Source organism: Prochlorococcus marinus str. NATL2A, assembly GCF_000012465.1.
Lineage (GTDB): Bacteria > Cyanobacteriota > Cyanobacteriia > PCC-6307 > Cyanobiaceae > Prochlorococcus_B > Prochlorococcus_B marinus_B.
Genome location: NC_007335.2, coordinates 1347301 through 1359671, shown reverse-complemented (window position 1 = coordinate 1359671; position 12371 = coordinate 1347301). Strand labels below are relative to the sequence as shown.

Below are 12371 nucleotides of genomic sequence, written 5' to 3'. Positions count from 1 at the left end.
TTAGTTTTCTGCCCAAATATATTTTGTTAACTCACTAGGGTCAGGCTCTGGGGCGTTTAAAGCAAATTCAACTGCATCGTTAACTTCTAGATCAATTTCTTTCTCAATATTTTTTAATTCTTCATCAAAGACTAAGCCAGAACTAGTTAAATCATTTTTTAACTTTTTAATTGGATCTCTTTTAGCCCAGAATTCCTTTTCCCTCTCAGATCTAAGCTCGTCTGGGTCAGCTAATGAATGCCCCCTAAATCTGTAAGTGAGACACTCTATCAAAGTGGGGCCTTCTCCAGCTCTTGCCCGTTCTAGGGCCCTTTCGGCAGCCCCTCTTACTGCTAAAACGTCCATACCGTCAATCTCTTCGCCTGGCATACCAAATGCTGAAGCTTTTCTCCATATTTCTGTCTCACTAGTTGCTCTGTCATGGGCCATCCCAATTGCCCATTTATTATTTTCGACTACAAATATGATCGGTAATTTCCATAGCTGGGCCATATTTAAACATTCATAAAACTGACCAATATTGCAAGTACCATCTCCAAAAAATGCTGCAGTTACAGAATCACTATTTTCTTTAAGAGCCTCTCTTTTATATTTACTGCTGAAAGCTGCTCCAAGGGCAACTGGAATACCTTCACCAATAAAGGCATAACCTCCAAGTAGGTGATGTTCTTTAGAGAACAGATGCATAGATCCACCTCTGCCTTTACTGCAGCCTGTCTCTTTCCCAAATAGCTCGCTCATCACCTCTTTCGCAGGGACTCCAGCACTCAGAGCATGAACATGATCTCTATAGGTACTGCAAAACCAGTCGTGTTTGCGTTTCATTGCACCAATAACACCTGTACTTATTGCTTCTTGCCCGTTGTAAAGATGAACAAACCCAAACATCTTCCCTCTGTAATACATTTCAGCGCATTTATCTTCAAATCGTCTTCCCAAAGTCATATCTTTGAAAAGATTTAAACCAATTTCTCTATTGATTTGAGCTGGTTTGGTGTTTCCAAGATTGCTTAGCCTGTCGGCGTGTTCCCTGTGCTGAATAGGGTTTTGGCCTGTTTTGTCCTGGTTGTGAGACATGACTTCGTTCATATTCACTTATCAATCCTTTTTAGACTTTAAGCGTCAATGGATGCAAAATGGTTAAAACCCCTTACGATGCCTAGAGCTTTTTTTCTGATTACCTAGTAGCGATTGGAATTACCTATTGATCATTTTCGCTTATTGGGGGTTAGCCCTTCTGCAAATGCTGAAGAGGTCCTCAGGGCTTTTCAGCTAAGGCTAGATCGTCCTCCCAAGCAAGGCTTTACTTATGAAGTTTTAGCTCAGAGGTCTGAGCTTCTAAGGCTTTCTGCTGATCTTTTATCTAATCCTGCTGAACGACAATCTTACGAACTCGCTTTGATTGAGGGTTCGTCTGGGCTTGAATTATCTTCAAATAGAGAAGTTGCTGGTTTACTTCTCTTGTGGGAATCAAATGCTTCTTTCCAAGCTTTCAAGCTTGCAAAAAAAGCATTACAACCTCCACAAGCTCCAGCCTTGGGAAGTGGTAGAGAGTCAGATTTAACATTAATAGCAGCTTTAGCTTGTAGAGACGCTTCTATTGAGGAGCAAGCTTGCAGAAGATACGCTTCAGGCGCTGATTTGCTTCAGGAAGGCATACAGTTATTGCAGAGGATGGGAAAGCTTGTTGAAGAAAGAAAAACCCTTGAATCCGATTTAGAGTCTTTACTTCCATACAGAATTCTTGATTTATTAAGTAGAGAGAAAGAAGACGAAAAATCTCATCGGGAAGGCCTGATGTTGCTGGATGACTTTGTTAATAAAAGAGGTGGACTCGAAGGAAAAAGAAATTCAGAAAAAATAGCAGGATTAAATCAAAATGATTTTGAGCTATTTTTCCTCCAAATCAGAAAATTTTTAACTGCTAAAGAACAGTCAAAAATTTATGTAAACTGGTATAGAAGAGGTTCCGAAGATGCTGGCTTTCTTGCTGCTTTTGCTTTGATTGCTTCTGGCTATTCTTATAGGAAACCAGAACTCTTGCAAGAAGCTCGGAAATATCTTCGAAATATCAACATTAATGGCTTTGACCCTATGCCATTAATTGGATGCCTAGATCTTTTATTAGGAGATGTCACGCAAGCAGAGTCTCGTTTTCGAAGTAGTTCAGATGAGAAATTAAAAGACTGGTTAGACAATTACCCAGGCGAAACATTGGGAGCTCTATGCGACTACTGTAGAAATTGGTTGAAAAAAGATGTATTAGTAGGTTTTAGCGATGTTGAGATACAAACTGTAAATCTTGATGATTGGTTCGCTAGCCAAGAAGTTCAAGTTTATGTAGAGCAGTTGGAAGCAAAAGGGGCATTAGGTATTGCAAAAGCTGGATTTTCTTTCTTATCGTCATTGACCCCTGAACAACAAATTGAGAATAATTCATCAAGAAACTTGGAGGAAAAAGCAGATTTGCCAATGCCGGGTGGGGCTTTAGGTGAGAATTTTAATGAAAGCTCTTTCAAATCACGATTAGATATTAAAGAAATTTTCTTAAGATCTAATTTGGTTGAAAAGATAGTTTCAAAATATTATTCAACATTTGAATTGATAAAAAACTCAGATTTCAAATCTTTCATATTAAAACGTCCGATATATACAAGTTCTTTAGCATTTATTGGTTTATTTATTGTTGGAACAAGCTTAGGAGTCCTTACGCAAAGAAAACCCTCGCAAAATAATGATCTCAGCAATATCTCTAAGTCTGAATTGGTTAAACCAGAAGATATTAAAAATAGAGATAATGTATCAACTAAAATAGAAAATAATAAAGAAAAATTAGATTTAAAAAAATCAATTCCTCTTACTTCATTAGACCCCTCAAATCAAGAAATTAAATCTCTTGTTGAATCATGGTTGGAAGGTAAGGCGGACATTTTGAATGGTTCGGAAAGTCAGTTTCTTTCTTCTGTTGCTAGAACCTCTCTATTCAATAGAGTTATTGAACAGAGAAAGAAAGATAAACTATTAGGACAAAGACAGATTATTAATGCAGATATAACTTCAATCAATATTGTTCAAAAATCTGACAGGAGAATTGCAGCAGATGTTGAATTAGACTATCAAGATAAATTGATTAGTTCTTCGGGTGAGATTTTATCTGAAACGGTTATTCCTTCTTTGAAAGTTAAATATATAATAGGTAAGAATAAAAAAAACTGGCTAATAGTTGACTATATTAGTGGAAATTAAAAAATAATTTTTTAAATTATTTCTGTAACTCTAAGAAAATGTTTGAGGAACTAACTAATCAATTTGAAGATGCTGTAAAGGCATTTAAAGGTGAAGCTAAAATTTCAGAGGAGAATGTTGATGAAGCACTTAAGCAGGTCAGACGAGCTTTATTAGATGCAGATGTCAGCTTGTCTGTAGTAAAAGAATTTATTGATGAAGTAAGAGTAAAGGCAGTTGGAACAGAAGTTGTAAGAGGGATAGACCCTGGACAGAAATTCATTCAAGTAGTTCATGAAGAACTTGTGAATGTTATGGGAGGAGAGAATGACCCCTTGGCAAATTCAGAGGAACAGCCAACGGTCATTTTGATGGCTGGACTTCAGGGAGCTGGAAAGACAACCGCTACAGCAAAGCTTGGATTGCTTCTTAAAGAAAAAAATAAAAAGCCATTACTTGTGGCTGCCGATACTTACAGACCAGCCGCTATTGATCAATTAGTAACTTTGGGAAAACAAATTGATGTTGAGGTTTTTAATTTAAGTTCTAATTTAAAGCCGGAGGAGATTGCTAAAAAAGGCTTGGAAAAAGCTAAAAATGAAGGATTTGACACTGTTCTTGTAGATACTGCTGGGCGGCTCCAAATTGATACCGACATGATGGGAGAGATGGTTCGAATTAAAGAGGCCGTTCAACCAGATGAAGTTTTATTGGTAGTTGATTCAATGATTGGCCAAGAGGCCGCAGACATCACCAGAAGTTTTCATGAAAAAGTAGGAATAACAGGCGCTGTACTCACGAAGCTAGATGGAGATTCGAGAGGTGGAGCTGCTCTTTCTATAAGAAAAATCAGTGGAAAACCAATCAAATTTATAGGTACTGGAGAAAAGGTTGAGGCATTGCAACCTTTTTATCCCGAGAGGATGGCTAGCAGAATCTTAGGGATGGGCGATGTTTTAACTCTTGTCGAAAAAGCACAGAAAGAAGTTGAAATTGCTGATGCAGAAATCATGCAAAAGAAGCTTCAAGAAGCAACTTTTGATTTTTCAGATTTCGTAAAACAGATGAGGATGATAAAGCGAATGGGCTCGTTAGGGGGGCTGCTGAAAATGATTCCTGGAATGAATAAAATTGATGATGGAATGATTAAAAGTGGAGAAGATCAACTTAAAAAAATCGAGGCAATGATTGGTTCAATGTCAGTAGAGGAGAGGAATAAACCTGAATTGTTGGCAGCGCAACCATCAAGACGTCGAAGGGTTGCAAGTGGCAGTGGACATAAGCCAGCAGACGTTGATAAGGTTCTCGCGGATTTTCAAAGGATGCGAGGCTTGATGAAGCAGATGTCTACAGGAGGAGGTCTTCCCGGTATGGATGGAGGTCTCCCTGGTATGGGTGGACTCCCTAGTATGCCTTCATCTGGTGCTAATCCATATCAGTCAAGAAAAGGAAAAGGAGGTCCAGGTTTGCCCCCCCGAAGGCAGCGACCAATTAAGAAAAAGAAAGGTTTTGGTGATCTTTAGAGATATCAAAAGGCTAAATTAATCATCCGTGGAGTATTATCAAGATGAAGAACCTTTGAGTTCAATCCACTTACAAATAAATCGAAGATGATCAAGCTCCGCCTCAAGCGGTTTGGTAAAAAGCGTGAAACCAGTTTTCGTCTAGTTGCATGTAATAGCACTTCAAGGCGAGATGGTCGCCCCCTACAAGAACTAGGCTTTTACAATCCAAGAACCAAAGAAACCAGATTAGATACAGAGGCTTTAAGAACTCGACTAGGGCAAGGTGCACAACCTACTGATGCTGTAAGAACTTTATTAGAAAAAGGAGGACTCCTTGAAAAGAAAGTTAGACCAGCTGAAGTCCTAGGTAAGCAAAAACAAGAAAAAGAAAGATCAGCAAAGAAAAAAGATGCAGCTGCATCCGAAACTTCTGAATAAGAAGTTTTGATAAGTATCAATAACTTCAAAAAATTTTATGTCTGAAGCAACCACTGAAGGTCGCTTTTGTATAGATCTGCCTGATTCCGATGCTGCTACTGCTTTAGCCGGAACTGGTCAGTCAACACTTCATAGATTAGAAAACCTTACAGGTGCTGCTTTTGCCTTAAGGGGCTTGCAACTCGAAATAAAAGGAAATTCTTACCAATTAGAGAAAGCTGCAGCAATTGTTGAATTAGTTAGGCCAATTTGGGAAGAAGGGCAAATTGTCTCGCCCGTTGATTTACATGCTGCGGCTAAAGCATTGGATAATGGCAAAAAAAATGATCATGCCAAATCCACAAATAAAGTTTTAGCGAGAAGTCAAAGAGGAAATCTTTTAAGACCAAGAACAATTAGACAAAAATTTTATGTAGAAGCTATGGAAAAAAGTGATCTTACTTTTGCTTTAGGCCCAGCAGGAACAGGAAAAACTTTCTTGGCAACTGTATTAGCTGTGCGAATGCTAACTGAGAGGAAAATTGAGAAAATTATTTTGACAAGACCTGCAGTTGAAGCTGGCGAAAGATTGGGATTTTTACCTGGGGACTTACAGCAAAAGGTTGATCCTTATCTAAGGCCTTTATATGATTCTCTCCACTCTTTACTTGGACAAGAAAAAACTAATTTGCTTTTAGAAAAAAACGTGATTGAAGTTGCGCCTTTGGCTTACATGCGAGGGAGGACTTTAGAAGAATCATTTGTCATACTTGATGAGGCTCAAAATACGACACCAGCACAAATGAGGATGGTCCTTACCAGATTAGGTGAGAGGTCAAGGATGGTAGTAACTGGCGATATAACCCAGGTTGACTTGCCATATGGACAAATGAGCGGACTTATAGAAGCTGCAGACTTACTTGAAAAGGTTGATGGAATTTCAGTTTGCAGACTTACTTCAGCAGATGTAGTAAGACATCCACTCGTTCAAAGCGTTGTTGATGCTTATGCAGAACTAGATAAAAAAAGACGATAGGGTGATCCGCATTCACATTCATGGAGACTTATTTTTTTTGTGCCAGAATAGGTATTAATAATTATCTGGTGCGTTATGCCAGCAAACAGCAATTTTCAACAAGCTATTCGTGAAGCACAATCTAGTGCACTTATTGGTCCAAATGTAGTAAACAAAGCCTTGCCTTATGTAGGCGGAGGAATGGCATTAACTGGATTAGGTGTTTTAGGTGGACTTTCTTTACAAGCAACTAACAATCCTTTATTCGGCCCTTTATTTATAGTCGCATTTATTGCAGAAATAGTTTTATTCTTCATGGCAAGTAGCGCTGCCAATAATGCAAATAACTCCAAAGCTCTTCCACTCTTGACTGGATTTAGCTTGCTTACTGGTTTTACTCTCAGTGGGATTGTTGGCTTAGCAATTCAAGTTGCAGGAATGGGCGCGATAGGAACCGCAGTATTTGCGACTGGAATTACTTTCGTAATTGCTTCTTCAGTTGGCAGGAAAATGAGTGATAACGTTGGCCAAGCTTTGCAAGGTGCAGTTGGTCTTGGATTGCTTGGTTTGATTATCGCTATGGTCTTCCAATTTGTTGGAGGTTTATTTGCTCCAGGAATGTTTGGAGGCAGTGGCTTTGAATTGATGATTGCAGGTTTTGGAACTGTACTTTTTGTTGCAATGTCTTTTGTAGATTTCTACACAATGCCAAGAAGATATAACGACGAGCAGTATTTAGCTGGAGCATTAGGAATGTATCTAACTTACATAAACTTATTTGTTTTTGTTCTTCGTTTAATCATTGCTCTTCAAGGTGGTGGAAGAAGAGATTAATTCTATAAACCAGACATAAAAAAAGAGCCGCAAGGCTCTTTTTTTATGTCGCAACTTCATAGATACTTTCTGATATTGCATTGATTTGTTTAGCGTTATAACCCCATTTGTTAATAAACTTCAAGTCCGTTCCATTTCCTTTTGTTGCTTCAAGTAAAACATCTAAACGTTTTTTAACTTGATTTGAATCTAACAGTTTAAGTAACTCAATACATCGAATTTTTATTCTCTCTGACTGGATTTCTTGTGAATCATTATTATCATGATGTGTTATTACCATGGCTGAACTCATTGCAAGATTTTTTACGGTTAAATCAACAATAATATCTCCAGAACTTCTTAATTGAAAAATCAAAGCATCTGGGAATCTATCCATTAATGGACAATCTATTGAGAGACTTACAACAAAAAATCCTCTTGCACCTTCCACCGTTTTAATAAGCTCGCCAATTCGATCAGAAATAACTTCGTCACTTATTTCATCATTTTCCCAACTTTTGCACCAAATCATTGTTGCTTCCATTGCTTCTTTAAAAGTTGGTTTCTTCTCATTCATGGTTTTATTGCACTTTTATAGTAAGGCTATAGATAATCGTAGAGAAAGGAAATGTCTTTGGGAGATTTGAGTCAAGAGGATTTTAAATCAGGGTTTATTGCATTAATCGGTAGACCCAATGTAGGCAAATCAACTTTCATCAACAAATTTATCGGTGAGAAAATAGCAATTACTTCTCCAATTGCTCAAACCACTAGAAATCGATTGAAAGTAATACTCACGAATGAAAAGTCTCAGATTATTTTTGTAGATACTCCTGGTATTCATAAACCACATCATTTATTGGGTGAAAGACTTGTTCAGAGTGCCAAGAGATCTATTGGAGATGTTGATGCAGTCTTAGTTATTTTTGAAGCCAGCCATTCTCCAGGGAGGGGGGACGCATTTATTTTGAATTTGATCAGAAATTTAAAAATCCCTGTCATTGTTGCCTTGAATAAATGGGATCTTTTAGCGTTGAGTCAATTTAAAGAAAGAAAGAAAGAATATTTCGAATTTTTAGAGGGTACTAATTGGCCAGTCTTTTGTTGTAGCGCTCTTACAGGTCAGGGATGTAATGAATTAATTAGTGAAATAGAAGAAACACTACCTTTTGGACCTCAGCTATATCCAAGTGATATGAATTGTGACCATCCTGAGAAGTTTTTGATAGCTGAATTTATAAGAGAACAAGTTTTAATAAATACACGCGAAGAAGTACCTCATAGTGTGGCAGTCTCTATTGATAAAATTGAAGACATAACATCGAAAAAAAAATCTGAACAGAAATCAAGAACTGGAATTCTTGCAACTATTTGTGTTGAGAAAAAAAGTCAGAAAGGAATTTTAATAGGTAAAGGGGGAAGCATGTTGAAAAAAATTGGCCAGGAGTCAAGAATGCAAATTCAAACTTTAATTAATGGAAATGTCTATCTAGAACTGTTTGTTAAAGTTGTGCCTGACTGGAGAAGTAAATCTTCTCGGCTTAATGAGTTTGGTTATGAAGGTAGCTAATTTATATGAGTAAATTAAGATTCGATGTCGTAAGCCTTTTTCCAGAAGCTTTTAAAAATTTTTTTAATCATGGACTAATAAAAAAAGCATTTGAAGAGAAGATTGCATCAATTCATATACATAATCCTCGTGACCACGCTATGGATAATTATCGAAAAGTTGATGATGAGCCATATGGCGGAGGCGCAGGAATGGTCTTAAAGCCAGAACCCTATTTTTCGGTTTTTGATCAAATTCCAAAGCTCAATAAAAAAAGAATACTTTTGATGACTCCACAAGGTAGAAAAATATCTCAACCTGATTTTTCTAGATGGTCAAAAGAAGATCAACTCATATTGATATGTGGTAGCTATGAGGGATTTGATGAAAGGATTAGGTCTTTAGCTGATGAAGAAATTTCAATTGGAGACTTTGTTCTTACAGGTGGAGAAATTCCTGCAATAACTCTTATTAATGGAGTTGTACGTCTATTACCGGGAACTTTAGGCAGTGCCGAATCATTAAAAGAAGAAAGTCATAATGAGTTTCTTTTAGAACATCCCCAATACACCCGACCCGCAGAATTTAGAGGTATGAAAGTTCCTGATGTCCTTTTAAGTGGTAATCATAAATTAATTAGAGAATGGAGGCAGAAGCAAAGAGAAATCAGGACGAAGTCACGTAGACCCGATTTGTTCGAACTTTGGAAGCTCGACCAATTATCATTTATTAAAAGAAGTTCATTATTGAAAACTGAAGTGAACTTACGAATAGGCAACGGTTATGACATGCACCGATTGGTTTCTGGACGACCTTTAATTCTTGGAGGGGTTGAGTTAAACCATCCAGAGGGTTTAGGCCTTGATGGGCATAGTGATGCAGATGTTCTTACTCATGCAATTATGGACGCAATATTAGGTGCGTTATCATTGGGAGATATTGGAAAGTATTTCCCTCCAGATGACCCTAAGTGGAAAAATGCAGACAGTTTAATTCTGCTTGGACATGTCATGGAATTAATTGAGAATAAAGGTTGGCAAATTCAAAATATTGATTCAGTTATTGTCGCTGAAAGGCCAAAACTAAAACCTTATATTGACTTAATGAAGGAGAAGATATCTAAGACAATAGGATTGAACATTGATGATGTAGGAGTTAAAGCTACTACAAATGAGAAATTAGGTGCGGAGGGAAGAGAAGAGGGTATATGTTGTCATGCAGTTGTTTTAATCAAAAGGAATGAAAACTCTTAGAACTAAATATTTTATCGAAAAAATATTTAGTTTCCTTTTATTATGTGTGATTTTTATTTCAACTGTTTTTGGAAACGTGAAAAATATTCAAGCTGAGTCTTTATTGAAAATGAATTTTCCAAAGGAATCTATTGTCGAGCACCTTAAGCTTGATGTTCCGAAAAAATTTAAAAATGCTTGGTTAAAAGCTGAAGAAGGAAGTTGGGAGCCATGGTTATTAAAACAAGATGGTTTTTTAGGACGCCAACTTTTTTGGGATCCTAAAGAAGAGGAAGCAACCTTATTAATTGGATGGGAGTCAAGAGCCGTTTGGAAAAGCATCTCGCAGACAGAAATAAATCTTGTCCAGCATGACTTTGAAAAGATTGCCAGAAATGAAACAGGTGAACAAAGTGGAAATCCTTTTCCATTGATCTTTGAGGGGGAATTAAATCCAGAGTAAAAATGAATGAATCAATTATTGATTTTCAGAGGCGAACTCGAATCGGCGTAGTTGAGGCAATATGGGGGGAGCATAAAACAATTGAACAAATATCTGAAATATTGAAAAAATATCAGCTTGAGTGTGAAACTGCTTTAGTGACAAGACTAACTAAAGAAAAGGGTCAAAAACTTCTAGTTGAATTTCCTTCTGCAGAATTTCATGAAATATCTGGTTGCCTAACTTTGGGGGAATTTAAGGAATGTACTTCTTCTAAGGAAGAAGTAATTATTTTGACTGGAGGAACCAGTGATGTTGGAGTGGCATCAGAAGCAGAAATAGCTTTGAATTTTCATGGCATAAAAACTAAATTGTTGATTGATGTTGGCGTAGCAGGACTTCACAGATTGCTAGACAGGATTGAAGAAATAAAATTATCAAAAGTGGTTATTGCATGTGCCGGAATGGAGGGAGCTTTACCTACGGTGCTCGCTGGGTTAATCCCTCAGCCAATTATTGGACTTCCTATCTCAGTTGGATATGGGATTAGTGGTGGCGGTAAAACTGCTTTGGAGGGAATGCTTGCAAGTTGTGCGCCAGGGTTAGTAGTAGTGAATATTGATAATGGTTATGGAGCCGCAATGGCTGCTATGAGAATTTTATCAACCTAATTTTGATTTTATTTTGTCAAGGATTTTTGGATAGATTTTTCGGATTTTATTTCTAGAACCTGCTCTAACCATAGTTTCATTGAATTAGGGAGCAGACCTTTCTCATAACGGAATATTGCTTCAGAAATAACAGGAGTATTTATCCATTGAATAGTCTTTCTTCTCATTAAACTCACTTCTTTCCCCCTAAGTTGAACTAATAAATTGAGGAGCGCAAGGGGTTATTTGTAGTCTTAAGATTCTCCGTCATATTTGCTACTAAGTCTTGTTAGCTCATCACTATTGTTGCTCGATTCAACATCTAGAAGACGAGTGACTAATTCTGATAGATCTCTTTGAGCTAACTCTCCCGAGCTTTCCCATTTCATTGAGCGAGGTTCTGGTTGCGAAGAAGCCGACACTTCCGTAGTTGATAAATATGTGAGCGAATCCTAACTGCTATTTACGTAAAAATTGACTGTTGTTTACGTAAATAAGATGAAAAAAATATAAAGAAATCCGTTTTTTGGTTATTTTGGACACTGACTTTATAAATGTTTAAGATTTGGGTATTGAATTATTAGTTCTTCTTCTCTCAGGGTCTCTCCTTCTCCGTCAGGTTGCCAGATAACTTCTAAGGCAATTAAGTCATTAGATGATATTGACCCTAAGATTCTCAAAGCTTCTGTGATGACTTCGGTGTTTGCGGAGTTTTGAAGACTTAGATCTTTTTTTGTTGCTACGAGAATCGTTATTGCGATGTATTCATTTGTTGAATCCGAATCCCCAGGATTGGATTGCTTATTTGTTGAGCTAGATATTTGACCGGAATAGTTTGATGTGAGCTCTGCTTTTAGTTTGCTTCTTTCAGTTATTGATATCCGATTAAATGTTGATTCTGCTGAGGTATATGGAACAGAACCTGTTTCTATATTTGAATAGACCCATAATTCAGGCTTCCTAAGTAAGGACAGTGTTGTGTCTTGAAGAACTCTTTGAAGGCCAGATGACGTTGATGTGTTTGAAGAGGCAGCAAGCCCCCTTAGGTTCACTTGAATTTCTTTTGCACTTGCCAGTAAGCCAATTTGAAACTGAATTAAAGAAACCTTGGATGGGTTCGTTGATTGAGAAACTATTGAGTTATTGCTTGCGTTGGAAAAATTTGAAGAGCTTTTAAATGAATTAACAATTACACCAACAATTGACATAAGTATTAAAAAACCAAAAATCCCACCTCCACCAAAGCCAAATATTGGCAATAAGAAAGGAAAACCAATACCTCCTCCTCTGTACCCACCTCCATAACCTCGAAAGTTATTGCCTCCATAGCCTCCGTAATTTTGTCTTTGTGGCGATGAAGGCGCCTGAAAACTTCCTCCACCTATTCTTCCTCCACTAGCTGCTGATGCAGTGTTGGGATTGGTAAATAAAGAAAAAAAGATGATTGTTGAAACAACCAGAAAAGAAAAAATCTGTTTTCTTTTAATCCAACTAAAGCGAATAGTTTTGAACACTTATTTATT

13 protein-coding genes are annotated in these 12371 nt (G+C 37.3%); 9 read left to right on the top strand and 4 right to left on the bottom strand.

Translation table 11 applies throughout. The features are described 5' to 3' along the window. Positions 1-1077, bottom strand: coding sequence for a pyruvate dehydrogenase (acetyl-transferring) E1 component subunit alpha (pdhA, locus tag PMN2A_RS07465; protein WP_225866303.1), 1077 nt, complete (start codon positions 1075-1077; stop codon positions 1-3). A 114-nt stretch (positions 1078-1191) separates the two neighbouring features. Here pdhA and PMN2A_RS07460 point away from each other — a divergent pair, with 114 nt between their 5' ends. The 5 genes from PMN2A_RS07460 to PMN2A_RS07440 all read left to right on the top strand — a co-directional run bounded on the left by PMN2A_RS07460 (position 1192) and on the right by PMN2A_RS07440 (position 6996). Next, on the top strand, positions 1192-3246 hold the full coding sequence (locus PMN2A_RS07460; RefSeq protein ID WP_011294942.1) for an IMS domain-containing protein: 2055 nt from the start codon (positions 1192-1194) through the stop codon (positions 3244-3246). A gap of 38 nt (positions 3247-3284) precedes the next feature. Then, entirely contained in the window at positions 3285-4748 is a 1464-nt protein-coding gene (gene ffh, locus PMN2A_RS07455) for a signal recognition particle protein (RefSeq protein WP_011294941.1), read from the top strand. Between the two features lie 87 nt (positions 4749-4835). After that, a complete protein-coding gene (rpsP, locus tag PMN2A_RS07450) occupies positions 4836-5168 on the top strand; it encodes a 30S ribosomal protein S16 (protein ID WP_011294940.1) in 333 nt (110 codons plus the stop codon). A gap of 37 nt (positions 5169-5205) precedes the next feature. Then, positions 5206-6183, top strand: coding sequence for a PhoH family protein (locus PMN2A_RS07445; RefSeq protein ID WP_011294939.1), 978 nt, complete (start codon positions 5206-5208; stop codon positions 6181-6183). Positions 6184-6258: 75 nt separating this feature from the next. Then, positions 6259-6996 carry a Bax inhibitor-1/YccA family protein gene (locus PMN2A_RS07440; RefSeq protein WP_011294938.1) on the top strand — a complete coding sequence of 246 codons (738 nt, stop codon included), beginning with the start codon at positions 6259-6261 and terminating at the stop codon, positions 6994-6996. Between the two features lie 43 nt (positions 6997-7039). Here PMN2A_RS07440 and PMN2A_RS07435 read toward each other — a convergent pair whose 3' ends face one another. Continuing rightward, the gene (locus PMN2A_RS07435) at positions 7040-7552 is read right to left on the bottom strand and encodes a hypothetical protein (RefSeq protein ID WP_011294937.1); all 513 of its coding nucleotides are present in this window, start codon (positions 7550-7552) and stop codon (positions 7040-7042) included. Positions 7553-7603: 51 nt separating this feature from the next. Here PMN2A_RS07435 and era point away from each other — a divergent pair, with 51 nt between their 5' ends. Genes era through larB form a run of 4 tightly spaced genes read left to right on the top strand, consistent with a single transcriptional unit; the run spans position 7604 to position 10869 of the window. Continuing rightward, positions 7604-8545, top strand: coding sequence for a GTPase Era (gene era, locus PMN2A_RS07430; RefSeq protein WP_011294936.1), 942 nt, complete (start codon positions 7604-7606; stop codon positions 8543-8545). 5 nt (positions 8546-8550) lie between these two features. After that, positions 8551-9777: a tRNA (guanosine(37)-N1)-methyltransferase TrmD gene (gene trmD, locus PMN2A_RS10160; protein ID WP_011294935.1), complete on the top strand. Its 1227-nt coding sequence runs from the start codon at positions 8551-8553 to the stop codon at positions 9775-9777. Continuing rightward, positions 9764-10219 carry a TIGR03792 family protein gene (locus tag PMN2A_RS07420; protein ID WP_011294934.1) on the top strand — a complete coding sequence of 152 codons (456 nt, stop codon included), beginning with the start codon at positions 9764-9766 and terminating at the stop codon, positions 10217-10219. Before trmD ends, PMN2A_RS07420 begins: the two co-directional genes overlap by 14 nt. 2 nt (positions 10220-10221) lie before the next feature. Next, positions 10222-10869 (top strand): nickel pincer cofactor biosynthesis protein LarB, encoded by a 648-nt coding sequence (larB, locus tag PMN2A_RS07415; protein WP_011294933.1) that lies wholly within the window; start codon positions 10222-10224, stop codon positions 10867-10869. A 233-nt stretch (positions 10870-11102) separates the two neighbouring features. Here larB and PMN2A_RS10325 read toward each other — a convergent pair whose 3' ends face one another. Next, entirely contained in the window at positions 11103-11270 is a 168-nt protein-coding gene (locus tag PMN2A_RS10325; RefSeq protein ID WP_011294931.1) for a hypothetical protein, read from the bottom strand. 126 nt (positions 11271-11396) lie between these two features. After that, positions 11397-12362 (bottom strand): DUF1517 domain-containing protein, encoded by a 966-nt coding sequence (locus PMN2A_RS07410; RefSeq protein ID WP_011294930.1) that lies wholly within the window; start codon positions 12360-12362, stop codon positions 11397-11399. Positions 12363-12371: the final 9 nt, after the last annotated feature.